This window comes from Nocardia sp. NPDC003183 (assembly GCF_053590715.1).
In genome coordinates, this window is the sequence record NZ_JBSFTG010000013.1 from 1 (window position 1) to 26,286 (window position 26,286).

26 protein-coding genes and 3 tRNA genes are annotated in these 26,286 nt (G+C 65.8%); 14 read left to right on the forward strand and 15 right to left on the reverse strand.

The window, feature by feature from the left end; genetic code table 11:
• The 3 genes from ACWDXS_RS27535 to ACWDXS_RS27545 all read left to right on the forward strand — a co-directional run.
• Positions 1-650, forward strand: a 650-nt coding sequence (locus tag ACWDXS_RS27535) for a GtrA family protein (RefSeq protein WP_449969971.1), incomplete at its 5' end; no start/stop codon positions are given.
• Positions 651-759: 109 nt separating this feature from the next.
• Positions 760-2,658 carry a glycosyltransferase gene (locus ACWDXS_RS27540; RefSeq protein ID WP_378996792.1) on the forward strand — a complete coding sequence of 633 codons (1,899 nt, stop codon included), beginning with the start codon at positions 760-762 and terminating at the stop codon, positions 2,656-2,658.
• A gap of 3 nt (positions 2,659-2,661) precedes the next feature.
• Positions 2,662-3,576, forward strand: a complete 915-nt coding sequence (locus ACWDXS_RS27545; RefSeq protein WP_387445956.1) for a GNAT family N-acetyltransferase — start codon at positions 2,662-2,664, stop codon at positions 3,574-3,576.
• A 76-nt stretch (positions 3,577-3,652) separates the two neighbouring features.
• Here the strand turns inward: ACWDXS_RS27545 and rsgA are convergent, their stop codons facing one another.
• From rsgA to ACWDXS_RS27575, 6 genes are all read right to left on the reverse strand, one after another.
• Positions 3,653-4,684 carry a ribosome small subunit-dependent GTPase A gene (rsgA, locus tag ACWDXS_RS27550; protein WP_387445955.1) on the reverse strand — a complete coding sequence of 344 codons (1,032 nt, stop codon included), beginning with the start codon at positions 4,682-4,684 and terminating at the stop codon, positions 3,653-3,655.
• Positions 4,685-4,981: 297 nt separating this feature from the next.
• Positions 4,982-5,269, reverse strand: a complete 288-nt coding sequence (locus ACWDXS_RS27555) for a hypothetical protein (protein WP_449969976.1) — start codon at positions 5,267-5,269, stop codon at positions 4,982-4,984.
• Between the two features lie 312 nt (positions 5,270-5,581).
• Positions 5,582-6,670: a galactofuranosyltransferase GlfT1 gene (glfT1, locus tag ACWDXS_RS27560; protein ID WP_378996802.1), complete on the reverse strand. Its 1,089-nt coding sequence runs from the start codon at positions 6,668-6,670 to the stop codon at positions 5,582-5,584.
• The gene (wzt, locus tag ACWDXS_RS27565) at positions 6,667-7,509 is read right to left on the reverse strand and encodes a galactan export ABC transporter ATP-binding subunit Wzt/RfbE (RefSeq protein ID WP_378996804.1); all 843 of its coding nucleotides are present in this window, start codon (positions 7,507-7,509) and stop codon (positions 6,667-6,669) included. Before wzt ends, glfT1 begins: the two co-directional genes overlap by 4 nt.
• A 12-nt stretch (positions 7,510-7,521) precedes the next feature.
• On the reverse strand, positions 7,522-8,349 hold the full coding sequence (gene wzm, locus ACWDXS_RS27570) for a galactan export ABC transporter permease subunit Wzm/RfbD (protein ID WP_379301792.1): 828 nt from the start codon (positions 8,347-8,349) through the stop codon (positions 7,522-7,524).
• 311 nt (positions 8,350-8,660) lie between these two features.
• A complete protein-coding gene (locus ACWDXS_RS27575; RefSeq protein WP_387445954.1) occupies positions 8,661-9,239 on the reverse strand; it encodes a bacterial proteasome activator family protein in 579 nt (192 codons plus the stop codon).
• Between the two features lie 86 nt (positions 9,240-9,325).
• Here ACWDXS_RS27575 and ACWDXS_RS27580 point away from each other — a divergent pair, with 86 nt between their 5' ends.
• Positions 9,326-10,528, forward strand: coding sequence for a cysteine desulfurase-like protein (locus ACWDXS_RS27580; protein ID WP_358185869.1), 1,203 nt, complete (start codon positions 9,326-9,328; stop codon positions 10,526-10,528).
• 6 nt (positions 10,529-10,534) lie between these two features.
• Here the strand turns inward: ACWDXS_RS27580 and ACWDXS_RS27585 are convergent, their stop codons facing one another.
• Positions 10,535-11,518 carry an NAD(P)H-quinone oxidoreductase gene (locus ACWDXS_RS27585; protein ID WP_378996807.1) on the reverse strand — a complete coding sequence of 328 codons (984 nt, stop codon included), beginning with the start codon at positions 11,516-11,518 and terminating at the stop codon, positions 10,535-10,537.
• Between the two features lie 144 nt (positions 11,519-11,662).
• On the opposite strand from ACWDXS_RS27585, the gene ACWDXS_RS27590 reads away from it, so the two are divergent.
• Positions 11,663-11,750, forward strand: a tRNA-Ser gene (locus tag ACWDXS_RS27590).
• A gap of 12 nt (positions 11,751-11,762) precedes the next feature.
• On the opposite strand, the gene ACWDXS_RS27595 is transcribed toward ACWDXS_RS27590, so the two are convergent.
• Positions 11,763-12,179: a winged helix-turn-helix transcriptional regulator gene (locus ACWDXS_RS27595; protein WP_378996810.1), complete on the reverse strand. Its 417-nt coding sequence runs from the start codon at positions 12,177-12,179 to the stop codon at positions 11,763-11,765.
• 62 nt (positions 12,180-12,241) lie between these two features.
• Here ACWDXS_RS27595 and ACWDXS_RS27600 point away from each other — a divergent pair, with 62 nt between their 5' ends.
• Entirely contained in the window at positions 12,242-13,096 is an 855-nt protein-coding gene (locus ACWDXS_RS27600) for an NAD(P)H-binding protein (RefSeq protein WP_449969985.1), read from the forward strand.
• Here the strand turns inward: ACWDXS_RS27600 and ACWDXS_RS27605 are convergent, their stop codons facing one another.
• The 4 genes from ACWDXS_RS27605 to hisC all read right to left on the reverse strand — a co-directional run bounded on the left by ACWDXS_RS27605 (position 13,097) and on the right by hisC (position 17,055).
• Positions 13,097-13,465: a nuclear transport factor 2 family protein gene (locus ACWDXS_RS27605; RefSeq protein WP_449969988.1), complete on the reverse strand. Its 369-nt coding sequence runs from the start codon at positions 13,463-13,465 to the stop codon at positions 13,097-13,099.
• 156 nt (positions 13,466-13,621) lie between these two features.
• A complete protein-coding gene (locus ACWDXS_RS27610; RefSeq protein ID WP_449969991.1) occupies positions 13,622-14,419 on the reverse strand; it encodes a DUF2382 domain-containing protein in 798 nt (265 codons plus the stop codon).
• A gap of 170 nt (positions 14,420-14,589) precedes the next feature.
• The gene (locus tag ACWDXS_RS27615) at positions 14,590-15,702 is read right to left on the reverse strand and encodes a nitric oxide synthase oxygenase (protein WP_378996820.1); all 1,113 of its coding nucleotides are present in this window, start codon (positions 15,700-15,702) and stop codon (positions 14,590-14,592) included.
• Between the two features lie 276 nt (positions 15,703-15,978).
• A complete protein-coding gene (hisC, locus tag ACWDXS_RS27620; RefSeq protein ID WP_378996822.1) occupies positions 15,979-17,055 on the reverse strand; it encodes a histidinol-phosphate transaminase in 1,077 nt (358 codons plus the stop codon).
• Between the two features lie 89 nt (positions 17,056-17,144).
• On the opposite strand from hisC, the gene ACWDXS_RS27625 reads away from it, so the two are divergent.
• From ACWDXS_RS27625 to ACWDXS_RS27650, 6 genes are all read left to right on the forward strand, one after another.
• Positions 17,145-17,861 (forward strand): dienelactone hydrolase family protein, encoded by a 717-nt coding sequence (locus ACWDXS_RS27625; protein ID WP_449969995.1) that lies wholly within the window; start codon positions 17,145-17,147, stop codon positions 17,859-17,861.
• A gap of 93 nt (positions 17,862-17,954) precedes the next feature.
• Positions 17,955-18,044 (forward strand) — tRNA-Ser (locus ACWDXS_RS27630).
• A 40-nt stretch (positions 18,045-18,084) separates the two neighbouring features.
• Positions 18,085-18,157, forward strand: a tRNA-Arg gene (locus ACWDXS_RS27635).
• A gap of 320 nt (positions 18,158-18,477) precedes the next feature.
• Entirely contained in the window at positions 18,478-19,122 is a 645-nt protein-coding gene (locus ACWDXS_RS27640; protein ID WP_449969998.1) for a YdcF family protein, read from the forward strand.
• Positions 19,123-19,191: 69 nt separating this feature from the next.
• Positions 19,192-19,953, forward strand: coding sequence for a GntR family transcriptional regulator (locus ACWDXS_RS27645; RefSeq protein WP_449970001.1), 762 nt, complete (start codon positions 19,192-19,194; stop codon positions 19,951-19,953).
• A gap of 731 nt (positions 19,954-20,684) precedes the next feature.
• Positions 20,685-20,918: a hypothetical protein gene (locus ACWDXS_RS27650; RefSeq protein ID WP_449970003.1), complete on the forward strand. Its 234-nt coding sequence runs from the start codon at positions 20,685-20,687 to the stop codon at positions 20,916-20,918.
• A 217-nt stretch (positions 20,919-21,135) separates the two neighbouring features.
• On the opposite strand, the gene ACWDXS_RS27655 is transcribed toward ACWDXS_RS27650, so the two are convergent.
• Positions 21,136-21,405, reverse strand: a complete 270-nt coding sequence (locus tag ACWDXS_RS27655) for a hypothetical protein (RefSeq protein WP_449970006.1) — start codon at positions 21,403-21,405, stop codon at positions 21,136-21,138.
• 374 nt (positions 21,406-21,779) lie between these two features.
• On the opposite strand from ACWDXS_RS27655, the gene ACWDXS_RS27660 reads away from it, so the two are divergent.
• Positions 21,780-22,598, forward strand: coding sequence for a hypothetical protein (locus ACWDXS_RS27660; RefSeq protein WP_449970009.1), 819 nt, complete (start codon positions 21,780-21,782; stop codon positions 22,596-22,598).
• A gap of 265 nt (positions 22,599-22,863) precedes the next feature.
• On the opposite strand, the gene ACWDXS_RS27665 is transcribed toward ACWDXS_RS27660, so the two are convergent.
• Both ACWDXS_RS27665 and ACWDXS_RS27670 read right to left on the reverse strand, forming a co-directional pair.
• Positions 22,864-23,616: a hypothetical protein gene (locus tag ACWDXS_RS27665; protein WP_449970012.1), complete on the reverse strand. Its 753-nt coding sequence runs from the start codon at positions 23,614-23,616 to the stop codon at positions 22,864-22,866.
• A 258-nt stretch (positions 23,617-23,874) separates the two neighbouring features.
• Positions 23,875-24,924: an isopenicillin N synthase family dioxygenase gene (locus ACWDXS_RS27670; protein ID WP_449970014.1), complete on the reverse strand. Its 1,050-nt coding sequence runs from the start codon at positions 24,922-24,924 to the stop codon at positions 23,875-23,877.
• Positions 24,925-25,069: 145 nt separating this feature from the next.
• On the opposite strand from ACWDXS_RS27670, the gene ACWDXS_RS27675 reads away from it, so the two are divergent.
• Complete coding sequence (locus ACWDXS_RS27675; RefSeq protein WP_378994488.1) at positions 25,070-26,248, forward strand: nitrate ABC transporter substrate-binding protein; 1,179 nt, start codon at positions 25,070-25,072, stop codon at positions 26,246-26,248.
• Positions 26,249-26,286: the final 38 nt, after the last annotated feature.

Below are 26,286 nucleotides of genomic sequence, written 5' to 3' on the forward strand. Positions count from 1 at the left end.
AGCCGCCGTTGCTTGCTCCTCCGTCGCCTACGCAACGGCGGCTAACCGGCGACCCGGCCGCGAACCGGCCACTGCGTGGCCGACCCTCCCTAGGGGTCGGGGTGCTGGTTGGCTACCGTCATGGCGTGTCGCAATCAGTTGAACCCCCTGCTGTTCCCCTCGTGTCGAAGGTGATAGCGGGTTTGCGGCAGGGTGCGGCGTTTCTTGTTGTCGGGGCGATCGGGTTTCTGGTCGACGCGGGGACCTACAACCTTTTGGTGTTCTGGGGTGGGGGTTTCTCCTTCTCCGAAGGTGTGCTCTATCACTCGCCGCTGGTCGCCAAGATCATCGCGATCGTGGTGGCGACGGTGGTCACCTACTTCGGCAACAAGTGGTGGACCTACTCGCACCGCAAGTCCGGCAGCCCTGTTCGGGAATATGTTCTGTACGCGATCGTCAATGTCGTAGCGATCCTCCTGCAACTCGGCTGCCTCGGCTTTTCCCGATATGTGCTCGACCTGTCGTCACCGCTGGCGGACAACATTTCCGCCACTGTGGTCGGGCAGACGATGGCGGTCGTATTCCGCTATTGGGCCTACAGCAAATTCGTTTTCACCGGCTCATCGGCAAGCGATGAGCAACACGCGCGGAGTGCGGCAACTCCTCACTGACAACGCGCGGGTGGCGTGTGATTGATATCCTCGCCCCGCCCGCCGCGACGCCCTTCTTTACGTGACTGCCTGCGCCGGCGCAGTCGATACCGAGAATTTCGAGGACTTCATGGAGCAGTCGGCTACCAAAGCCGTGACCGAATCGAACGATCGGCGCGAGGCCGCGCCCGCATCGTTGCGCGGTGAACACTCAGCGCCCGAGCGGCTGGTGCTGGCCCGAGGCATCTTCACCGGGCCCTCGGCGCGGGTGAACGACGACCTCTACGCCGTCGTCAAGGGGGGTGCCGCCGTCCGCGAACGGCACTCGCTGCACCTGCCCAAGGGCGCGACCGCGCACACCAACACCTACTTCGGCCGATTCGCCGCCAGCTACTGGCAGCGCTGGACCACCGTCACCGAGGTATCGGTGGGTGCGCATCTGGTGGTCGGCAACAAAGCGAATGTGCGGCTGGTCGCCTCCGATATCGCCGGGCACCGCCGGATCATCGCCTCGCTGGTGGCAACGAGCAGCGGGGTCGTCTCGCTGACGGCACCGCTGGATCAGTACGTCGACGGCGGTGCGTTGTGGCTCGAGTTCGACGCCGTCGGGGGCGAACTCGACATCACCGAACTCGCCTGGACCGCGCAGGCGCCCGAGAAGGTGCGCCCGGTCGCCATCGCGATCTGCACCTTCAACCGGGCCGAGGACTGCGCGCACACCGTCGCCGCGCTGGCCTCGGACGCGACCGTGCTGGCCGCGATCGACGCGGTGTACGTCGTCGACCAGGGCACCGACCTGGTCGAGGACCGCCCGCTGTTCCAGCAGGTCCGTCCTGATTTCGGTGACAAACTGCGCTACATCCGCCAGCCCAACCTCGGCGGCGCGGGCGGCTTCACCCGTGGCCTCTACGAGGTGTCGGCGGCCAACGAGCACGCCGACGTCATCCTGATGGACGACGACATCCTCTGCGAGCCCGAGACCGTGCTGCGCCTGCAGGCGTTCGCCAACCTCACCGTCGAACCGACCCTGGTCGGCGCGCAGATGCTGTTCCTGCTCAACCCCGACTACCTCAATGTCGGCGCGGAGGAGGTGCACCTGCACGAGCTCAAGCACGGCCAGAAGGTGCCCAAGGCGCTGCGCAACACCTCCATGCTCAAGAAGAACCAGGAGCGCCGGGTCGACGCGGGCTACAACGCCTGGTGGACCTGTTTGATCCCGGCCGAGGTGGTGTCGAAGATCGGGCTGCCGGTGCCGATCTTCTTCCAGTGGGACGACGTCGAGTACGGCATCCGCGCGCGCGAGCACGGTTTCGTCACCGTCACGCTGCCCAACGCCGCCGTCTGGCACGCCGACTTCTACTGGAAGGACTACGACGACTGGGCGCGGTACTTCTCCACCCGTAACTCGCTCATCGTCGGCGCCCTGCACACCGATCTCGACGGCAAGTCGATCACGCGCGAGTTCTTCCGCTACATCGCCGAGCACCTGGTCGGCATGCAGTACGGGCTGGTGCACACCACGCTGCAGGGCATCGAGGACTTCATGAAGGGTCCGAAGGCGTTGCGCGACGGCGGTATCGACGCGCTGGCCGCCGCCCGCAGCACCCGCAACGACTACCCCGAGACGATCAAGCACCCCGCGGCCACCCCGCCGGTGAACTCCGCCGACATCTCGGTTCGCCGGGCCAGCGGCGAACCGAGCCGCGTCACCCTGGTGCTGATCAAGCGCGCCATCACCCAGTGGACCGGCCGCACGCAGCCCGGTCTGATCGGCGTCACCCGCGAGGACGCGCACTGGTGGCACATCGGCCTGTTCGAGCACGTGGTGGTCACCGACGCTTCCCAGTCCGGCGTGCGGGTACGTCGCCGGGACAAGGCTCGTGCTCGCGCACTGCTCATCCGCGCCTACCGCACCTTGCGCAAGCTCCGTAAGGAACTCCCGGCACTGCAGGCCGAATATCGCAGGGCCGTACCGGAACTCACGAGCCGGGAGAACTGGGCGCGGCTGTACGGCATCGACCCGAGCTGACCCGTGACGCGTTTCGTCCGGGCCGCCTCCGCCGCTGACGCGGAGGCGGCCGCCGGGCTGCAAGCCGAATTGCACGCGCATTTCGAGGTGCACCGTCCGGCCGACATCATGCGCCGCACACGGCGGCTAGCCAACAACGACTACTCCGCCTGGCGACCGGCGCCACTGCTGATCGTCGAAGACGAAACACCGATCGGTTTCGCGACTTACGACTTGTTCCAGCCGAGCAAGTGGTCGGCGGGTGAGCTACGGATCTCGGAATTCCTGATCACGGAGTCCTCGCGTGGCGCAGGTGCCGGCGCGGCCCTGCTCGCCGCCGTCCACGAGGTAGCGAGCGCCGCAGGAGTAGCGGTGAGCGAGCCGAACCAGGCCGACCCGGATGTGTTCACGACCGTGGAGTGCTACATCGGCTCCCACGTCATCGACTTCGCCTACGAGCGGGCTCGAGCCGGGCACTGGTCGTCGCTGCGTGCCGAGGCCGAGGAAAAAGGCTGGCCCGCACCACGACTCGACGACCTGTGGCACACCGAACTCCACGACGATCCCGAGCCCGGCCACCTGTACGCCGAGGGCGAGGTTCCGTTCATCCTGCTGCCCGACGGCCGGGTGATCACCGCGCGATTCCGGACGATCTATGTCAAGGAATATCTCGGTCACGGCCCGGAGAACCGCTGGACGCTGGCTCTGTCAGGGAGCGAGTTGCGCACGGTGGGCGGGCTGGAGATCGACCACAGCTGGTCACGAGCGGAGAACCGTCCCGCGCTCGCGGTGGCCACCGACGACGGCCGGCTCATGGTGAATTACTCCTACTACGCCGGCAATCATTTCGGCTCCGACTCGGGCACCATCGACTACATCATCGATCTGGCCGAGGCCACCGTGTCCCATCGCGCACACGTCACCTTCGAACAGGATTAGCGAGATCATCAGGCACTGACGCGGTTCGGCTCTCGGCCGGTGTTCGCGTGCGTGCCTGATGATCAACTACTCCGGCTCAGCGGCGGCCGCGTTCGCGGTAGTTCCTCCGCTGCTGTTTGCTGATGTCGCGCCAGACTCGTTCGCGTTCGGCGGCCAGGCGTTTGTCGGTGCGGGCCGCCATCCAGTCGTTCTCTCTCGCGAGTTTGCGATAGCTGGTCAGCCTGCGTTCGGTGATGGTGCCATCGGCCAGTCCGGCCTGCACCGCGCAGCCGGGTTCGGTCTCGTGGACGCAGTCGGCGAAACGGCAATCGGCAGCGAGGGATTCGATGTCGCTGAAGGTCTTGCCGATGCCTTCCGCGGCGTCGTAGAGCCCGATGCCGCGCAGGCCGGGGGTGTCGATGAGCGTGCCGCCGCCGGGCAGTGGCCGCAGCTCACGGTGCACCGTGGTGTGGCGGCCTTTGCCGTCCACCGCGCGAACCGCGTTGGTGGCGAACACGTCCGCGCCCAGCAGTGCGTTGGCGAGGGTGGATTTGCCCGCTCCGGACGGCCCGATCAGGGCGACGGTGCCGTTGAGCACCGCGGTGAGCACCTCGAGACCGACCGCGGCGGCGGCACTCACCGCCACCACGGTCGCGCCGGGCGCCACCGCACGCACCTCGTCGAGCGGAAGATATTCCGCCGCATCGGCTTTGGTGAGCACGACGACCGGCTGGGCATTGCTCTCCCACGCGAGGGCGAGCATTCGTTCGATCCGCCCCAGGTCGACGTCACCATCGGCGGCAGAGCAGATCAGCACGGTATCGACATTGGTGGCCAGCACCTGGGCCACCGAGCGCCCCGACACCGACGATCGCATGATCGCCGAGCGCCGGGGGAGCAGTTGCCGCACAGTGCCTTCGGCATCGAGTCCGACCCAGTCGCCGGTGCACAGTCCGGTGATGTCGCGCGGGCAGGCGGCTCGCGCCGGGCCGTGCGGTGTCACCACATCGCATTCGCTGCGGTCCATCCGCACGATGCGAGCGGGTGCGAGATCGCCGAGCAGCGGCAGATATTCAGAAGCTACGGTTTCGGTCCAGCCGTAAGGGACGAGCAGGTCGTAGTCGACCATCGTAAGGAATCCTTCGTCGGGTGCCGAACCCGAACGACGGGTTCAGCGAGTAGAGGTGATGTCCGGAGCAACCTGGGCAGGCGCACAATCGCGCCGCCCGGCCACGGCAATCCACACGTGTGTACTCACGGACATCCACCTCCTCTCCAACGTTCGAACACCACTGTGCCCGACCACGCCGACACCCGGCAACTCATTTTCCGTGCGCGGTCCTGCGCCGTCGTCACAGAGGCGAACTCGCGCTGTTGCGCGGCCCGATGACGGCACGCCTGCGGTCCCGCAGGTAGGCGTTCGGGGCTACGGCACGAAAACTTCGGTCGACTGGGGGATGTTGGGCTTGTCGGTGCGGACCGTGACCTGGACTCGACCGGGGCCGGTGTTCGCGATCACGTCCTGGACCGGGTAGGTGCTGGTGCTGGTGGCCGGGATGAAGCGGGTCACCGAGCCGGTGGCGCCGCTGTCCAGGTTCTTCCAGTCGACGACAACGTTCACATCGCATGCCAGCACGGTGGGCGCCCAGTTGCCGAGTGGGGAGAAGCCCTGCGAGACGCGCAGGGCGATGCTGTGGGTGGCGCCTGGCGCCACGCTCGGGAATTGAGCGGTCCGTCGAACGCGGTGCCCGCCACGTTCAGGAGGCCGACGCAGACGCCGTTGCCCAGGGTAGCCACCGGCGCGGTCCTGACTTCGTTCATCACGCAGGAGCGCGGGCCGACATTGGACCAGCCGAGCTGGCACTGGTCGTCCGCCTGGGCGGTGCCGGGGGCGGCGAGACAGAGCGCGGCGCCGGCGAGCACGGTCGCCGCGGCGGATGCGAAACTCTTTGCGAAGGTCACGGTTCGCATCGTAAGACCGAACGGCAGATTGTTGCCAGAGGGAACTACCCCCTAGTTTCGGGGGCTAGTCGGGTTTACCGAAGTGCTCGTTGCGGCCCAGCGACCGCAGCCGGAACCATTCCTTGAGGCCGGCCGGGTCGCGGCGGGTCACCAGGAAGAACCAGGAGAATCGGATCCACTCCTGCGGCAACAGCTTCCGCATACCGGGCTGCGACATCAGGTAACCGCGATTGCGGTAGGTGAAGTAGCGCTTCACCGGATCGTCCGGGTACTGGGTGTGCATTCGCCCGCCCAGGATCGGCTTGAATTCCTCGGCGCCGTTGGGATGCAGGTAGGCGGTCTGCAAGCAGGTGCCGAACGGCAGCCCGGAGCGGACCAGGCGGCGATGCACCTCCACCTCGTCGCCGCGCACGAACAGCCGCAGGTCGGGCACGCCGATCAGGTCGACGGCCTTCGCCGAGATCAGCGCGCCGTTGAACAGCGACGCGATGCCGGGCAGGAAGTCCTCGTCGCCGAGCTCCGAACGCAGCCGCCGCCACACCACGCCGCGGCGCAGCGGGAACGCGAGCCGGTCCGGCTCATCGATATCGCAGACCACCGGCGACACCTCGACCAGGTTGTGCCTGCGCGCGCAATCGATCAGTGTCGCGAGTACTTCGGGCCCGTCGGGGCGGCCGTCGTCATCGGCCAGCCACACCCAATCCGCACCCTGGGTGAGCGCGTGCAGCATGCCGAGCGCGAAACCGCCCGCGCCGCCGAGGTTGTGGCGTGAACCCAGGTAGGTCGCCTCGATCGGCTGCTGCGCGACCAGCTCGGCCACCGCGTCCTCGTTGGCGTTGTCGACAACGATCAGATGGTCCACCGGACGCGTCTGCGAGGCGAGCACTTTCAACGACTCGGCGAGCAGTTCGCGACGCTTGTGCGTGACGACCACCGCGATGATCCGCGCGGTCGGGCCGGTCTCGGTCGTGATGTCGGCGGGTTCGGCACCGGGGGGCAGTTCCGCGTCGTCGGGCAGCACCACCGCGGGCAGCGCGTCGCCGGGCAGCACGGCGGCGGGCTCGACGGGTGCCGGCGTCGCCTCGAGACGGTCGGTCATGCTGAACCCACCCGGCACGGCAGCCGGGGCAGCCTCGTCACGTTGACCGCTCATACCTGATTCTGCTCCAGCTTCTTCTCGCCCGCCGCGCCGAGTGCGCCCTCGGTTTCCAGATCACGCAACACCTGTGCCACGTGATTACCCGCCTCGGGCCCTTCATACGCTCGCACAACGTCCTCGATCCCGCCCTGTTCGCGGATCTGACCGTGGTCGATCCACATCGCGGTATCGCAGAGCTGGGCGAGGAATTCGTTGGAGTGGCTGGCGAACACCAAAATGCCCGACCGCGCGACCAGCGACTGCAGCCGCGTGCGGGCCTTCTTCATGAACTCCGCGTCGACCGCGCCGATGCCCTCGTCGAGCAGCAGGATCTCGGGGTCGATCGAGGTGACCACACCCATCGCCAGCCGCACCCGCATGCCGGTGGAGTAGGTGCGCAGCGGCATCGACAGGTACTCACCGAGCTCGGTGAAGTCGGCGATCTCGTCGATCTTGGCCATCATCTGCTTGCGCGTCTGCCCGAGGAACAGGCCGCGGATGATGATGTTCTCGTAGCCGGAGATCTCCGGGTCCATGCCGACGCCGAGGTCGAACACCGGCGCCACCCGGCCGCGGATGCGCGCACTGCCGCGCGAGGGTTCGTAGATGCCCGAGAGCAAACGCAGCAGCGTCGACTTGCCCGCGCCGTTGTGGCCGACCAGGCCCACCCGGTCGCCTTCTTTGAGCGAGAGGTTGATGTCGCGCAGCGCCTCGACCACCACCACGTCGGAGCTGTTGCGCCCGATCGCGCCGCCCGCCTTGCCGAGGAACGCCTTCTTCAGCGACCGCGACTTGGCGTCGAAGATCGGGAACTCGACCCACGCCTCATGGGTTTCGATACTCACACGGCTCATCGAGAACTGCTCCTAAACCCAGTACGGGACGCGGGCACGGTACTGCTTGAGCGCCAGGATCGCGACAGCCCAGCCGACGACGGTGATCGCACCGACGATCGCCCAGTGATGCCACTGCGACGGCTCACCGAGCAGGGGAGCGCGCACGATCTCCAGGTAGTGATAGGTGGGGATGATCTCGAGGAGCTTGGCGCGGTCGCCCGCCCCGCCGACCGAGTTCTCCAGCGCCTTCGTCGACCACATCACCGGCGTCAGCACGAACAGCATCAGCGTCATCGAGCCCAGAATCGGGGCGATATCGCGGTAGCGGGTGGAGAAGATGCCGAAGACGATCGTCACCCACATCGCGTTGAGGAACAGCAGCAGGATCGCGGGGAACACCAGCAGGAACGACAGATCCAGGTCACGCCAGATCGAGAACGCCACCACCAGCAGCGCGTAGATCGCGGCGTTGTGGATGAAGAACAGGAACTGCCGCCACACCAGGCGATACACGTGCACACTCAGCGCCGAGGGCAACTGTTTGATCAGTCCCTCGTTGGCGATGAACACATCGGAGCCCTCGAGAATCGAGGCACTGATGACGTTCCACACGATCAGGCCGACGGTCACATACGGCAGGTACTCACTGATCGGCTGGTCCAGCAGCGTCGAATACAGCAGACCCATCGCCAGCGCCTGCAAACCGGTCGCGATGGTGATCCAGAACGGACCGAGCACCGACCGGCGGTAGCGCTGCTTGATGTCCTGCCAGCCCAGCGACAACCACAGCTCGCGCTGGTGTAGTCCGTCGCGCATGTCCTTGAAAGCACGCCCGAAGGTCTGCGAATCCGACACCATCGGCGTCTTCACCAGCAGCGGCGCATCGGTGGTGTGCTCGGCAGCGGCGACTTCGGCTAGCGCCGCGTCGGCGGGAATGTCGTCAGAATGCACGGGGCTCTCTTCGGTACGCACGTCACCCTCATCGGAGACCGATTCAGGACGGGCGGCAGCGGCGGGCACGGTCCCCGACCTTACAGTGTTGTTTTCCGGCTGGCGCCGGGTGTCGCGGCCCCGAGGGGCCTCGATCTCGCCTCCCTCCGGGTACTCCTTCGTCGCACCCTCCACTCAGTCCAGATCGAGGCGGGCCGCGAACAAGAGACTCGGGGGGTTCACAGGTACTGGCCGCCGCCCACATGGCCGCCTGGCTTGGCGTCCGCCGCGTGCATTCCGGGCGGAAGCGCACCCTGGCGCATCTGCTCCAGCTGAGCGCGGGCGGCCATCTGCTGGGCGAACAGCGCGGTCTGGATGCCGTGGAACAGGCCCTCCAGCCAGCCGACGAGCTGAGCCTGAGCGATGCGTAGTTCCGCGTCCGAGGGCACCGAGTCGTCGGTGAACGGGAGAGTGAGGCGTTCGAGTTCCTCGCGCAGTTCCGGGGCGAGGCCCTGTTCGAGCTCACGCACCGAGGACTTGTGGATCTCCTTGAGGCGCGAGCGGCTGGCGTCGTCCAGCGGTGCGGCGCGAACCTCCTCGAGGAGCTGCTTGATCATCGTGCCGATGCGCATCACCTTGGCGGGCTGCTCGACCATGTCTGTCAGCGACTCCGCCGACTCGCTCGCGGCCTTCTCGTCGTCCGGCACGACCTGAGCGGTGAACGCGGACGCGTTGTCGGCGTCGGCGGGCACGGTCAGTGGACGGCCGTCGGGACCGATCACGACGATGGATTCGGGGACATCCTCCGAGTGCGTCATATCCCCATCATTGCGTGTGCGCCGGGTTCGCGCTAAAACCCCCACGCGGTTACCCCGGGAGGCCCCCTGCCCTTAAAGTGGCCACCATGACTTATGACGTCGCGAGGGTTCGGGGCCTGATACCGTCCCTGGGCGACGGCTGGATCCATCTGGACCCGCAGGCGGGGATGCTGGTTCCCGATTCGGTATCTCGTGCCGTCTCAACGGGTTTCCGCACCTCTTCGTTTTCCCACATCGGCCGCCACGGTGCGGCATCGCGCAGCGGCGCGATCCTCGACGCCGCACGGGAAGCTGTCGCCGATCTGGTCGGTGGAGATCCGGCCGGCGTCGTCCTCGGTCCCGATCGTGCGGTTCTGCTGGCCTGGCTGGCCGAATCGCTGAGCTCACGCCTCGGTCTCGGCACCGGCATCGTGCTCTCCCGTTTGGACGACGAGGCCAACGTCGCCCCGTGGCTGCGCATCGCCAACCGCTACGGCGCGCACGTGCGCTGGGCCGAGGTGGAGATCGAGACCTGCGAGATGCCGTCGTGGCAGTTCGAGGAGCTGATCGGGCCGACCGCGCGCTTGGTGGCGCTCACCGCCGCGTCTCCGATCGTCGGGTCGGCGCCCGGTGTCCGGGTGGCCGCCGATCGGGTCCACGACGTGGGCGGACTGCTGGTGGCCGACGCGTTCGGCGCGGCGCCGTACGCGCTGATCGACATCGACGAACTCAATGCCGACGTCGTCGCGCTGAGCGCGCCGTCGTGGGGCGGACCGCAGGTGGGCGCACTGGTTTTCCGCGACCCGGCGTTCCTCGATCGCATCCCCTCGATGTCGCTCAACCCCTATGCCAAGGGTGCTGAACGCCTCGAAGTGGGCGGGCATCAGTACGCGCTGCTGGCCGGGCTCACCGAGTCGATCGACTTCCTCGCCGGGCTCGACGAGCGCGCCACGGGCACCCGCCGCGAACGCCTCGAGATGTCGATCACCTCGCTGCAGGACTATCACGACCAGCTCTTCGATCACCTCATGCAGGTGCTGGAGAAGGTCGACAACCTCACCGTGATCGGCCGGGCCTCCACCCGCATCCCGACGGTCAGTTTCACGATGGCCGGAATGCAGGCGGAGAAGGTGGCGGCCAAGCTGGCCGATGCCAGGATCGGGACGGTCAGCGGTGTGCACGGCGGCAGCCGACTACTCGACGCGCTGGGTGTGAACGATGAGGGCGGTGCGGTGACGATCGGGCTCGCGCCCTATACGACCCGCTACGAGATCGACCAGCTCGGCCGTGCCCTCAGCGCCCTCGAATAGCGTGCGCTAGTCGCGAACCCGCAGGATCACCTTGCCGAAGGTCTGCGAGTCGTCGAGCAGTTCGTGCGCGCGGGCGGCTTCGGTGATCGGCAGCTCGGTGGAGATCACCGGCACGATCTCGCCTGCGGCCACCTGCGGCCACAGTTGTGCGCGGACCGCCGCGATGATCTCGGCCTTGCTCCCCGGCCCCGATCGTGGACGGCCGCGCACGTTGGTCGCCGCCACGGTGCCCCACTTACGCAGCAGTGCGGCGATATTCAGCGTTCCGCTGACGCCCCCTTGCATTCCGATCACCACCAGCTGCCCATAGGGTGCGAGCGCCTCCACGTTTCGTTCCAGGTACTTCGCACCCATGTTGTCGAGAATCACGTCGGCCCCGCCCTGATCCGCGACCGCTGCGACGAAGTCGCCGGTCCGGTAGTTGATCAAGATCTCCGCCCCCAGCTCGGCGCACTTGGTCAGCTTCGCGTCCGAGCCGGCCGTCACCGCGACCCGCGCTCCGAGCCCGCGCGCCACCTGGATCGCGTGCGTCCCGATCCCGCCACCGCCGCCGTGGATCAACACCAGCTGCCCCGATCGCAGCCCCGCCGTCATCACCAGGTTCGACCACACGGTCGCCGCCACCTCCGGCAACCCCGCGGCCGCGACCGCGTCCATCCCCTCCGGAATCGGCAACAGCTGCGTCGCGGGCACCGCCACGAACTGGGCGTACCCACCTCCGGCGAGCAACGCGCACACCCGATCCCCGACCTGCCAGTCCGTCACCCCCGCCCCCAACCGCGTGATCGTCCCCGAACACTCCAACCCGAGGATCGAACTCGCATCCGCGGGCGGCGGATAGAACCCCTTCCGCTGCATCACATCGGCCCGATTGACTCCCGCCGCAACAACTTCCACCAACACTTCACCGGGCCCCGGCTCCGGATCGATCGTCACGGTCCACTCCATGACCTCCGGCCCACCGAACCCGTTCAGCTCAATCGCGTACATGACACCAATCCTCTCCCCACGCCCCGCCGCTAGCCAGAACCCCGCGCCGATGTCGCCGACAGTTCTCGCCGGCGCGAGACAACCCGGCCCGGGTCCGCCCGGACTTGCGGAAGGCCGGATCAGGTCGGCTACCATCCTTCCCAGGGAGACGTGGCAGAGCGGCCGAATGCACTCGCCTTGAAAGCGAGCATGGGTAACACCATCGGGGGTTCAAATCCCTCCGTCTCCGCCAAAGGCCCGCAGGTCAGGATCGGTCGAGGAGCTTCGGTCCTGGCACGGGTCCACCCGTTCGGAAGGTTTCGATTTCCTCGGCTCGGGTGCTCACCCATTCCAGCAGTCCGTGGAGCTTTTCGGCTGCCTCGTGGCCGATCGGGGTCAGGGCGTAGGAAACCTGTGGGGGCACAGTGGGTTCGACGGTGCGCTCGACCAGGCCGTAGTCGGTGAAGGTGCGCAGGTTCTGCGACAGCATCTTCTCGCTGATGCTGCCGATTCGGTCACGCAGGACGTGGTAGCGCATGGAGCCGTCGAGTAGCGCGGCCAGGATCAGGACGCCCCAGCGACTGGTGACTTTGCCGAGGATGGCGTGGGCCGGACACTCTTTGTCGAATACGTCACGTTGACCGAGTGTGGGCCGGTCGCTGTCCGGGACTCCTACCGCCATGCCATGAGCTTACCTATCGGTATGCCCTTTCCAATGGAAAGTCCCCTTCCTACGGTTGGCCCATGGCGGATATCAGCAGGGTTCTGGTGATCGGGGCGACCGGTCATGTCGGCGGTCAGGTGGCGGCGCAGCTCGCCGCGGGCGGAACGCGGGTGCGGGCATCGGCGCGCGACCCGCGCGCGGCGTCGCTGCCTTCGGGTATCGAGGTGGTGCAGGGCGACCTGACAGTCCCGGAGACCTTGGACAGTGCCCTTGACGGCATCGACGCGGTCTACCTGACCTGGCCGATGTTGTCGGCGGAGATCGCGGAGCGGGTCGTTGCCCGCATCGCCGCACACGCGCGCCGCATCGTCCTGCTCTCCTCCGCCTCGGTCCGCGACGAACTGGATGAGCAGGACCACCCGATCGGCCGGGCACACGCCCTCATCGAGCAGCCGATCACCGAGTCGTCACTGGAATGGACCTTCCTGCGGCCCGGTGGTTTCGCTACCAACACGGTCGAATGGGCACCTCAGATTCGCGCGGGCGACGTCGTGCGCGGCGCGTACGGCGCCGCCACGATGCCCCTGCTGCACGAGGCGGATATCGCCGCGGTCGCCGTGCGCGCACTGACCACCGACGGCCACGCCGGGGCGAAGTACCACCTGACCGGCCCGGCCGCGCTGAGCCGAATCGACCAGGTCGAAGCGATCGGCGCCGCACTCGGCCGCACGTTGGTCTGGGAGGAGATCAGCCCCGAAGACGCAGTGGCGCACATGGGTTGGCTCCCGCCCGACATCGCGCGCGTGGTGCTGCACGGACTCGCCGGACTCGTCGGCACACCGGGCTCGGTGACCTCCACCGTGCACGACGTCACCGGGTCACCGGCCCGCGACTATCGCCGATGGGCAGCCGACCACGTCGCCGATTTCCGCTGACTACTCCTCGTCCCACGCCTGGATCGACGTCTGGTCGACTATGCGACCGTCGCGCAGGTTCGCCATCGAGTGGGCCAGGACGCGCGTGCCGTCCGGGTATCGGCACGATTCCACGAAGGCGATGTGGTCGCCGTCGATCAAGACGCTGTCGAGGGAGTGGGTCATCTCCCTGGAGCACACGTCGTCGAGCATCGCGCTGATCGCCGAGCGACCGTGCATCACCCGGGGGTGACTCGGTTGGTCGCGGTGGTCGACCATGCGGATCTCGGCATCGTCGCTGTAGAGCGTCAGCAGTGTTGCGGCATCACGGCTTTCGATTCCGCGGCGCAGTGCGTCGGCATCGAATCCCGAACTGGATGCGGTGCTCATCGGGGGCTCCCTCGCTCGTCGAAACGAGCCGGACCAGGGCGATTCGGCCCGTATCGAGAACCCTACGCTCGCCGCCGACCGCGCGTAACCCGTCGAGAACCGGCCACCCACCGGGTGGGTGGCCGGTTCGGCCGAGCGGGATGTCGACGCGCGGAGTCAGGGTTCCTGGCGGCGGCGGTCGTCGATCCCTTCGGCTTCCACGCGTTCCTTGCGGACCGTTTCGGAGACCGTTTTCTCGTCGTCGATCTCATCGACCGCCAGCCGTACACGCTCCACCGGGACGGCTTCCTTCTCGACGTGCACCTGGTCGGCGTGCAGGGTGACCTCGCGGTCCTCCTCGCCGATGGTCGTGCGCCCCGTGCGGTCGGTGATCGGCTCGCGTTCGACGTGCACTTCCTCGTGCGTCACGGGCACCTTGAACGTCTGCTCCTCGGTGACCACCGACTTGTGCAACCGTGCGGTGCCGACCTCTTCGCTCTCGGTGTCGATGCGCAACTGCTCTTCCGAGCGCACCATCGAGTCGTCACCGTAGCGAGCGGTGTCGGACTGGCCGGTCACGGTCCGCGACGGGTTGCCATGGGTCATCGGCAGGTCGTCTTCGGGTCGAATCCGCGGGCGCCCTTCGGCATTCCAGCCCGAAGCCCGTGGATCGACGTGGTAGTGCTCGAACAGTTCCTGTTCCGATTGTGCGCTGATCCGGGACCCGTCGTGGTATGGCGCCGATTTCACCAGCTCCTTGTTCACGTGCAGTCGGAGCGAGTCGTCGTCGGGCAGATGTTCGGCGCCGGCCAGCGGAACCAGCGAGTCGTGGCTGAAGAAGCCGGTCGAGACGGCAACCCAGGTGGGCGCTCCGGACTGGTTGTCGAGGTAGATCTGCTTGACCTTGCCGATCTTGTCGCCGCGTTCGTCGTAGGCGGTGGTGCCGATCAGCGATTCCAGGGCCGATTTGCTCATGATGATCCCTCCTACCTGGTACGGAGGCCGGTCGCGGGCATGTTGGGCTCGTTCGTCGGCTCCGCTGGGGGTTGTTGGATGATCAATCGGGCGTAGCGTCCGGCACGACCGGATTCGGCTACGTCACAGCAAATACCCGGTCGGTCACGAGTCAAACAGCCCGCCGTAGCTCAGTCTCGGCGGACGAAATTCGGTCGAACGTCCAGGTCGGGCGCGTCGTAGTAGCGGTGGAAGGTGGGCGTCAGCCCGGACGAGATGGGCGGATTGACCCAACTCCAGTCGGTCGGGCACGCGCGCCCGGCGGCTTCCTCGCGCTGGACGTGATCGCAGAACTGCTTGGCCACGGTGTGGTGGTCGACCATGTGCACGCCGGATGTGCGAAAGCTGTGCAGCACAGCATGATTGAGCTCGATCAGCGCCTTGTCCCGCCACAGCGTCCGCACCGACGAGGTGTCGAGACCCATCATGTCGGCGATCAGCGGCAGCATGTTGTAGCGATCGGTGTCGCTGAGGTTGCGCGCGCCGATCTCGGTGCCGACGTACCAGCCGTTGAAGGGAGCGAAGGGGTAGCAAACACCGCCCACCTCCAGATCCATGTTCGAAACGGCGGGCAGCGCGTGCCATTTCAGGCCGAGTGCGGCGAACCACGGGTAGTCGGGGTGGATCAGGTCGACCTCGCGGACCAATTCGCGCGGAACGTCGAAATACTGCACGTCCTCGGTGGGCGTGGTGATCAGCACCGGCAGCACGTCGAACGGCGTGCGCGCCCCGCGCCAGCCCAGCTCCAGCGCCTGTTCGGTGGCCGCGATATTGGCCGGATCACCGGTGACGGTGCCGTCGCCGTTGCGGTAGCCGGCATAGCGGATCAGCTGCGAGCTCTCGATCCGGTACTCGCCGCCGCCGGGTTCGGCCGCCGGGCCGACCGTGATCATCGACTGAATCGCGCCGCCGTTGGTGGCCAGGCGCAGATGTTGCCAGCACACCTCGGAAAGTTCCCGTGCGGAAGTAACTCGGCGGGCGTCGAGTAGCTTCAGTGATCGCCAATGTTTGCGGCCGACACAGCGAGCGTGGTTGCGCCACGCCAGTTTCGCGCCGATCAAGATCTCCTCGGCGGTCTGGGTATACGTCCCGGTATCGCGCAATTCGGCGAGCGCGCCGAGGCGACGCTGGGTGGGCAGGTGCCCGAGTTCGGGGTAGCGGAAGAACTCGTCGCAGTCGCGCAGGCGACGATCCAGCTCGATCGGCGGCGGCACGGCGACATCGACATCGGACGCCAAAGTCACTGTGGGGGTTGATTTTTCGCAGACGGCAGGGCGAGAGCCTTGATTCACGGTATATCTCCGGTCGGGCAGCAGGGTGCGGGGCCGTGCGGGTGCACCCTCCGACGCGGGAAGATTGCCCGCCGAGAACACATTCACTCGACCGGTGGCGCGCCGACCGGGTGATCGGTCGACCCGAAATCAGCTTCGGCAAGCCTACGACCGGTGTGCTGGCGGTGTGCTCGAATTCGGGGTAATCCCACGGCAACCCGCGTCAAGGGTTGCTGACCGTGCGCCGGACTAACGGAATCGGGCCGCCGTTTCGGGTGCGGTGGCGAAGCTGAGGAACTGTTCGTTCTCGTGCGGATCGCCGACCGTCACCCGCACACCGTCACCGGCGAACGGCCGAACCAGTACGCCCGCAAGGGCACTCGCCTCGGCGAACTCGATACTGCGCTCGCGCAACGGCAACCAGACGAAATTGGCCTCGCTCGGCGGCACCTCGTAGCCCGCGGCCAGTAGCGCCTCGCGCAGCTGATGCCGTTGCGCCACCAGCACATCGGTGCGATCGAGCAGTTCGCCACGCGCCTGCAACGAGGCGATCGCGGCCGCCTGCGCGATCCGGTTCACGCTGAACGGAATGTGGACCTTCAGCAGCGCTGCGATCACCTCGGGATCGCCCACCGCGTAGCCGACGCGCAGCCCGGCCAGACCGTAGGCCTTCGAGAATGTGCGCAGCACAACCACATTCGGCCGGGTGCGGCCGATCTCGACGCCGTCGGGGCGGGTCTCGGGCGTCAGCCGCAGGTACTCGTAGTAGGCCTCGTCGAGCACGACGAGAACGTGCGCGGGCACCCGGTCGAGGAACCGCTCCAGCTCGGCGCGCCCGTGCGCGGTGCCGCTGGGGTTGTTCGGGTTGCACACGAAGATCAGCTTGGTGCGCTCGGTGACCGCGTCGGCCATCGCGTCCAGATCGTGCAGGTGATCCTCGGTCAGCGGTACCCGCACCGCGGTCGCGTTGCCCACCTGCGTGACGATCGGGTACGCCTCGAACGAACGCCACGCGAACACCACCTCGTCGGCGGGGGCGTCGCAGGTGATCTGCACGAGTTCCTGGCACAGCGCCACGCTGCCACAGCCGACCGCGACATTCGCCACGGTGACCTCGAGGAACTCGGCGAGCGCCGCCCGCAGCTCGCTGACCTGATTGTCCGGATAGCGGTTGGCCAGCTCGGCGGACTCCGCGATCGCCTTGGCCGCGCTCGGCAACGGACCGAAGGTCGTCTCGTTGGACGCGAGCTTCACCGCATCCGGGTGGTTACGGCCGGGAACGTAGGCCGGGATGGTGGCGAGGTCGGGGCGGATGTGCGCGGTCACGCCTCCACCCTACGATGATCGGCTGCCGCGACATGCGGCACGGCCGTCCAGACCTACCCAAGTGCAGTTCTGCCGCCTACGCTGGGTTTATGCCGGGCACTTACGACGACGTCGCCCCCCTGCGGCCGGTGGATGCCGACACGGCCGCCGTCGCGCGGCGCACTGCCGTGCCGATCACCGTGGTGGAGCCCGAACGGGTGGCCCGCGGTGGCATCGTTGTCCTGCACGAATCCCGGGAATTCTCCCCCCAGCTACTCGATCTGATGCGGGCGCTGTCGTTCGAGGGCTGGATCGTCGTCGCGCCGCATCTGTTCGACCGCATCGCCGACGCGCAGCGACACGAGGTGTTCGGTGACGAACTCTTCGACGACTTCGACGCCGGTTTCGACTGGCTCACCGGCCGCGGCGTCTTCCCTGACACGATCGGCGTTCTCGGCTTCGACAGCGCGGGCACCGCGGCCTTCCTCGTCGCCGCCACCCGCCCGATCGGCGCTGCGGTGAGCGTGGCCGCCCCCGGCATCTCCGAACCGCTTCCCGACCAGAACGCGGCCCTGATCGACATCGCCGCCGACCTCCAGGCCCCTTGGCTCGGGATCTTCGGCGCGGACGACCCGGCCACCCCACCCGAGGCGGTCGACCGCCTCCGCGAGGCCACCGCGAAGGCGGATGTGGCCAGTCTCACAATCACTTATCCGGGCCTGAGTCACCGTGTCGACCGATCCGATCCCGAAGACGAGGCGGCCACCGCCATTCGCGTCGACTCCCAGACTCGTATCTACGACTGGTTCGACAGCAACTTACGCTGATTGACCAGGCGTTTTGGACTACTACCACTGCTCGTGTAATCTTCATTCCCGGCGGTTCGACAAGGACCGGTGCCCTCGAAAGAGAAGGCTCCAGGAGGCGTGCCAGAGCGGCCGAATGGGACTCACTGCTAATGAGTTGTCCCTTCACGGGGACCGGAGGTTCAAATCCTCTCGCCTCCGCCACACCCAGCTTGCTGGGTAACAACTGAAGATGCACCACCATGCGCCCGTAGCTCAACGGATAGAGCACTTGACTACGGATCAAGAGGTTAGGGGTTCGAATCCCTTCGGGCGCACAAAAAGACCGCCTCTCACCAGGGTTTACCGGTGAGAGGCGGTTTTCGTTTCTGGGAAATCTCGCCAGATCCGCTACTTTCCCCCTACAAACGATCCGCTACTTTCCCTGCGTGAACTTGTCGAGGGCCTTCCTTGCGTCCGGTCTGACAGTCCGCCGTTCGAGGTAGTGCCGCTCGGTTGTATCCAGCTTCGCATGCGACAACTGGGCTTGTGCTTGAGCCGGCCCGAGGTCGTCACGGACCACAGGTTCTCGTGGACGTACGACGTCAAGCTGCCCGACTGAGAGGTGCCTCCGCTGCCGACAACCGCCTATCCCGCCGTGGTTCGGGCCGATGTCGAAACGCTGTGGCAGTACAACCAACTCCACCATGACATTCGACCGACCGACGTCGGTATTGGCCTCGGCAGCCATGATTTGGGCGTTGCCACCCACACCGCAGACCTGTTCCGATCCGGCATGTTCCCACGCATTGTCTTCACCGGGGCGAACGTACCTACGACTGTTGCCCGGTTTCCGCGAGGGGAAGCCGTGCACTACAGGGAACATGCCATCGAACGGGGTGTGCCCGCCGAGGCAATCATCCTCGAGCCGCGAGCAACGAATACCACCGAGAACATCCAGTTCACCCGAAACGTGCTGGAGAGCCGGGGCTTGGCCGACGCGATCCGATCTGTAACCGTGGTCTCTCGGCCCTATCAACAGCGCCGCAGTTACGCGATTCTGCGCAAGCAGTGGCCGGAGGTCGACGTCATCTGTTCGTCGTTGCCCCTCGCCCTGGACGACTACATCGCGACCATCGGTGACGCAGAACGCGTGATCGACATGCTGGTCGGCGACACGCAGCGAATCTGGAAGTATCCCGAGCAGGGGTGGGCGATCGAGCAAGACATACCCGACGACGTCATGGAGTCGTTCACCCGACTTGTCCACGCCGGGTACACATCTCGGCTGCTTCCCGCTTGAGCTCCACACGCGCCCGATGTACTTGTAGGCGTGGCACACTCAGCTGACACAGCCACCCGAGGAGGCCGCGTGTCCAACCCTGATTCCCCGCCCGACCGGGCACACACCCGCATCGCTCGGGCGATCAAGGGCGACATCGACAGTGGAACCCTCCGCGATGGACAGCTATTGCCGACCACTCGCGAACTCTCAGCGCATTGGCGAGCTAGCCCACGCACAGTCACCGAGGCCATGCAGCTACTGATCGCCGACGGCTACGTCCATGCACGCAGCCGATCACACCGGATCGTCACAGCTCCGCGCACCGCAACCATTGAACCTGCGCCTTTCGAACAGATCGACGAGGACGGAGCTGGACGCAAGCCTGCCTATGAACGCATCGCTGATGAATACACGCGGCAGATTCACGAAGGCTTACTGAGCCCCAGCTCGCCGCTACCCAGTCAGGCTGAAATGGCTGAGCGCCACGGCGTTTCCAACATCGTCATCCGCGATGCAGTTCGCCTACTGAAGTCGAGGGGGCTCGTCCGAACCATCCGAAGGCGAGGAGCCTTTGTTGCCGAACAGCTTCCGGACGACAACGACACCGGGATGCCTGAAGAGGCAATCGGCGAGACCGAACGAATCCGCGCAATCGCCGACCCAATTCGCCGTGCCCAACTCGCAACCGAGCTGAGCACCCAGTATCAGATCCGTCTGGCTGAGCTGTCCAGCATCCGTCAGGTTGCCATCGAAGACGCCTACAGAGCCGGTGTCACCGCTACCGAGATTGCTCAGCGCCTCGGCCTGACCAAGGGCAGGATCAGCCAAATCCGACACCCGAAGGTCTGAACCAGCCACCTTCACGGAGTTGTTGCTGAATTTCGCTATATAGAGTCAAGAGCGCCTAGCGGCGGCGCATGCGCGCCGCCGCCGCGCTTCGACGCGCAGCGGGCTTGCTCGTACCTCACCGCCCGGCGCGTCGGCACATCGGCGACGAGCACGCGCATACCGAAGGCGGCTATTCCTCTACGAGCTCGCTTCTTGCATCAACCGAGCAGTGTGGGCGCGACGAGAGCCGTACCCGATTGACCTCCCGCAGCCGAGGACAAATCCGCCGGCACTCTGCCCGGTCGACTGGCTGTGGTCCCGCGCAAGCGACGGACTCGGACGACGATCGGCACGTTGCGGGTTGGTCCGAAGCCCCTCGGACGGTTCAGAAGCCGCGGCCGCTGCTACTGGTCCGGATCCGACGACGAGGTACCAGACACCGGGCACGTCCCAGCGTAGGGCGGGGTTCGAAGGGCCATGCGTGGTCGGGGACCACCGCGCGGCCGGACCGGGTACCTCATCGGGTTACGTGTGTGGGTCCATCACCACCGTGCTCGAGGAGTTCGTGCAGTGGTCGCCCAGGCACCTTCCTGCCGTGGCGGTCTGATCGATCCAGGGCTAGCACGACTGCGGCGGGCATCAAGGGCGCCTAGCGGCGTCACTACGTGATTGCTATCGCAACCCTTGACACCCACCACAGCCGTGCTCGAGACGCCCTCAATCAGACCACCCCAGCAGGAAGGCACCCGATCATGAGCTACGCACTGCACGAACTCCCCGACCTCTCCAGCCTCGGCGGCGAGTGGATCACCGTCACCGTCGCCGACTGCGCCTATGGCACCCCGGTCCAGGTCGGCCGGGCGATGTTCCCCGACCACGAATGGCCCTTCGAGCCCCGCAACTGCCGCTGCTGGGACATGCCCGGTGTCTGGTACCTCGACGGCTACGTCCTGCTCTGCATGGGCTGCGGCGTCGACGGCACCTAACCCGCCCAATGGGGCTTCGGCCCCCTTTACCCTTCCGGGCACCGACAACGAGGTCGGCAGCGGATCGCCAACGATGTTGATCCCAGCCCGGACCCGGCGCACTGATTCGCCGGAACCCCTGCCGCCCGCGTGGCGACGCCTTCCCTACGCGGGACGGCAGGGCACCAACCCCAGACGAGTTGCTGAACGAATCCGCGGTGAGGTCGGCGGCGGCCGGCTACTTCTTCGACGGCTCTTCGTCCACGCCATCCCAGACGCGATTCAACCAGGCACGAGGCTTCGGAAACACCATCAGCGGTAGCGACAACACCCGCAGCGCGACCAGCAGGTAGACCACAGCTTCCCCGAGCAACTTCGGACCGGCAGCCACAACGCAGGCGGTCGCCACAACTGCGAGCAGCGCGAACAGGGGCCAATGCCCTTGATTCCAGGCTTCGAAGGCGCCGAACCCGGCGGTGCTACCGGCGATAACGATCAGCAGGACCACGGGAACGTCCCACCAACTGTCCGATCCGCTGGACCACCACTTAACGACCGGATGAGTATTGGGCACGGCCACGCGGGAACCCCCTATCGACGAACACGATCGGACACTACCGCGCGCTCTGGTGAGGTTTGGCGTCCCAGCCTTCCTCTGATGGCCCGAGTATCTGACTTCGGTGCGGATGAGTAAAGGGCGCTTGGTGTCACTCCGTGATGCCATCGGCCCCCTTGACCAGCCCTTCCCTCAGCACAGAGATGGCCAGTATGAGGAAGCAAGGGAAGGGAAGTCACCGGTTCCGACGTGTCGGTGCATCAGCGACGTGGTCCTACCAAAATCAAGTGTCGCCTATTCCGGATTTGCTCTACTGTGCCGGTTCTATGACCGATCCCTCGAATTCGGTGCCTGACTGGGCAGAACGCCTTGAAAAGGTCCGCAGCGCCACTGTCGGTTGGTACGACTGGTTGAGCACGCCCGATCCGGCGGAGCCCTCAAGCGCACTGTTAGGCGACGACCGTATCCACGCGAAAGAGCCGGTCAGGAACGCAGCTTGGCTAGGGTTGATTGCGGCGACCGACCATCTCGGGCTAATGGTCGACAGTCTGTCTGCGGACAAGGCACGGCCAGTCGCACACTTCACGCTCGCGCGAGCATCGCTCTTCGCAGCGGCACGAACGGTATGGATTCTTAGTCCGAGCAGCCGCCGAACCCGCCAGGAGCGAGCGCTTTGGGTTCTCTACGACGACACACGAAACCTCATGAACCACATCGAGGGCACCAGCGCGGATGCCCCTTCTGACCCCGCCGCCATCGCCGCCAAAGGTCACGTTCAGTCCGAGATGGATGACCTCAAGCAGTTGGCTCAGAACAGTCTGGGCCTCACGCTCAATAAGCACGGCAGGCCATCTGACACGACGATAGTTTCTGCGGCAGCGGGCTACCTCGATCCAACCGGCGGCAATACATACCGAGGAATAATGATGTCGTGGCGAGTTCACTCAGGTCACGCGCACGGTCTGAGCTGGCCGAACCTACTCAAACGTCCTACACAGACATTCGTCGGTCCAGATGGACGCAGTTACCATGAGCACGCGATCGACTATGTCGCGATCGCGGGAGCTGTCGCTGCCGCAACGACGATGACAAATAAGGCATTCGCCCTCTACCAGGAACGCGCGAGCTCGCATCTCACGCCCTGAGGCAGCAGAAAGGCAGCAAATGCCCGGCACAGGACCGTACGGGAATGCGCCACAAGACCCTGCCACCCAGCTCAGAGGCATGAAAAGGTACCAGACGGTAGCCCGGAGCAACGTTTGGGACGAAGAGGTCCACTCCTTTCCGGGTCGACTGTCTGTGGTCCCGATCAGGAAGGCGGGGACGACGACGGATCGGCACGCTTGCGGGGTTGGCCCGAAACCCCTATCAAGCGGGTCAGAAGCCGCGGCCGACTAATGCTCTGCGTGTTCAGTCTGACTGCAGTGGAGCGGCTTCGGTCAGATGCTCGCGGACAATATTCGTCATCGTCTTTCTGCTTGTATTGATCTCTTTCATTAGGTCACGCAGAGGTTGCAAATCGGGCTGCTGCTTGTCTCGCATGGCAGTGCCGCAGGCTTCTTGGCTCAGCACCTGTAGCCGTCTCGTGCGCTTGTACAGCTGAGTCACCGCATCCTGTGTGTTTGGCTCGCTAATCAGCATCAGAGCAGGGGTGAACACGAGTTCTAGGCGTTGAATTGCTTCCATCCATGGATTCATCACCTCCATGAACCGGTCGACGTCCTGCTGCGTCACTAGAAGGTGTGCCTCGCCGACTGCATCCAGATAGGCAAGAAACGGAAATGCGAGGTCGCCGATCTGGTCCCAAATCGGAGGCAGTGTTCGGAGTTGCTCCAGCCGCCTCGAGGCGTCGAGCTCGCGGGCCAGCCGATCGTCCGCAGCCCGTAGCTCACGTGCTAGACGCTCGTTGACTCGCTCAATCTCAGCCTGAGCTGCCGCTGTTGCTGCAGTCGCGGTGTCGCGAGCCAGCTTGGTCTGCCAAAGTGCGACGATTACCGCTGCGGTTGTACCAATGCCGGCAATCCATGTTCCGAGGTCACCCCACTGCGAAGCTCCCCATCGGTGAAACAGTCCGTAGGTCACTGCCGCTACGAGCGCTGTAAACCACAGCGCCAAGGCGCTACTGACGATCCGCCCCAAACCAAAGAAGTGCATGACGCTCATCTAAGCAGCCCGTGTGGGCGCCTCGTCCATCTAAAGGGTGGTGGGGGGCGCTCACGGACATCATGATGGTTGCGGGGTCGGCTTATGACTCGCCCACTACTTTCCCACTACAAACCCCGGTGATTCGGACAAACGACAGCAGACGGTGACGTAGCGACGATCGTAAAAGGCGCTGGTAGCAGCAGGTTTGGAGGTACGCCAGCAGACAGCCGCAGAGCAACGGAACAATCAAGAGGTTTTTTTTCGTGGGAGGTGTGGTCAATCCGGGCTGGTCGCTGCCAGGACTCTGGCGGTTTCGCGGGCGGTCGGGGCGGGGGTGGCTATTCCTTTGAGGCCGGCGACTTTCGCGTTGATGTTGTCGGCGACGGTGATCGGGGGGTAGCCCTGTTCGCCGGGGGCGAGGGTGCCGGGGAGGGCTTGGATCACCGCGTCGTGGTTGCCGTCGAAGAAGAAGGCGGCGGAGCGTCGGCGGCGGATGTGGCCGTCGATGATCGGCGGATCGACACGGTGGAGGGTGGACATCCAGCGGTCGTTGGTCCAGCGGGCCATCGCGTCGCCGAGGTTGATCAGTAGAGCGCCTTGCGCGGGCTGCACGTTGTGCCAGTGGCCGTGTTTGTCGAGCACCTGGAGACCGGGGACGCGGTCGGCCCACAGGATGGTCAGGATGCCGAAGTCGGTGTGTGCGCCCATGCCGGTCATGTCGCCGTCGAGACGCAGTTCGCCCTCTGGCAGGGCGTAGTTGTTCATCTTCAGCGCGTCGATGGAATGGTCGGTGAGGGTGTCGAAGTAGTCGGCGGGTAGCCGCAGGGCTGCGGTGAAGGCGCGCAACAGGATTCGCGACAGCCGCTGTGCGTGGGCGAAGTAGGTGTCGATCGCGGGACGGAAGCCCGGCGCGGCCTCGGGCCAGTTATTGGCGGCATACGACGACGCGGGTAGGTCGAGGCCGGGGAAGTCGGTGGACTGGGTGCCGACGATGAAAGCCTCGTAGAAGTCGTTCATCTGATTCGCCGTGGGCAGTCCCAGACTCAGGCTCAGCGATTCCGACCTCGGCGGCGAGTAGCCACGGTTCTCCGAGGTCGAGCGCCGGTAGCGCTTCTTGATGTCGAGTGGCAGTGCGAAGAACTCGTCGAGCGCGTCGGTGAGTCCGGCCAGTACCTCGTCGGGGATGGCATGGCCGACGATCTGCATGAAGCCGACCTCGCGGCAAGCGGTGTCGATTTCGGCGGCGACCGCCGCGCGACCGGCATCGTCGGTGCCGGTCAGAAAGGGAGTGATGTCGATGGTGGGGACGGTGAACGGGGACGTCATCTCTTCAGGGTCTATTGCATGTATTGCCTCCGCATTACAGAACTGATGGAAGAGCAGACATGTAGTGAGTACGTAACGGTCCGGAAATCGACCAAAAGTTGCATGTAGTCATCGCGCAGAAGGGCGCGACGACCAGGAGGACGACATGCAGAACCACCGACACCGCAGGCGCGCCGCGACCTCGGGAGCAGTGCTGTTGGCGGCGCTGCTCGCCGTCGCCGGTTGCGGCACCGATTCCCCGGATCAGGGTGGCGCCGCTGTCGCGCTCGAACCCGCGGCGCCCGCGCAGACACTGCGCGGGGTGTGCCCGGACACGGTCACCATCCAGCTGCAGTGGCAGCCGCAATCCGATCAGGGCGGGTTGTTCCAGCTGCTCGGGCCCGGGTACCGCGTGGACGAGGAGACCAAGTCGGTCGAAGGGCCGCTGGTGGCAGGCGGTAAGGACACCGGTGTGCGGTTGCAGCTGCGCGCGGGTGGGCCCGCGATCGGTTTCCAGTCCGTCCCCTCGCGCATGTACGTCGACGACACCGTCACGCTCGGGGTGGTGCACGGCGAGCAGGTGATCGCGGCGAGTGCCGCCAAGTCTGTCGTCGCTGTCACGCCGCTGCTGAAGTACAGCCCGTCCATTCTGATGTGGGATCCGGCGAGTCACCCGGACTGGCGTTCGATCGCCGACATCGGCCGCTCGAACGCGCCCGTTGTGGTGTCGAAGGAGCAGATCTTTCCGCAGTGGCTGGTGGCCAAGGGCCTGCTGAAACAGTCGCAGATCGATACCGGATACGACGGCGCCCCGGCCCGCTTCGTCGCCGACCCGACGATCGCCCAGCAGGGTTTCGCCAGCGCGGAACCGTACGTCTACGAGCACGAGGCCCGTGCCTGGAACAAGCCGGTGGCCTACGACCTGATCAAGAACTCCGGCTTCGACACCTATGCCTCGAATCTCACCGTGCGCGCCGACACAGTCGACGGACTGGCACCGTGTCTGGCCAAGTTGGTACCGATCGTGCAGCAGGCCGGCGCCGACTTCGGCTCCGCACCAGCCGACGCCAATGCCAAGGTCGTCGATATCGTTTCTCGCACACCGGCATTCACTCCCTATCCGGCAGGTGAGGCGGAGTTCGCCGCGAAGCAGCTCGTCGAGCTCGGCCTTTTGGCCAACGAGGCCGACGGCTCCTTCGGCACCTACGAGCAGGCTCGAACCCAGCGCAACCTCGAGGACCTGCGGCCGATCCTGGTGGCAGGCGGTGCGGCGATCCCACCGGCGCTGACAGCGGGCGAGATCTTCACCAACCGCTTCACCGACCCGAAAATCGGCATTCGCTGACCACGTGGAACCTCCGAACTGTGCTGGAGCGAAGGTTC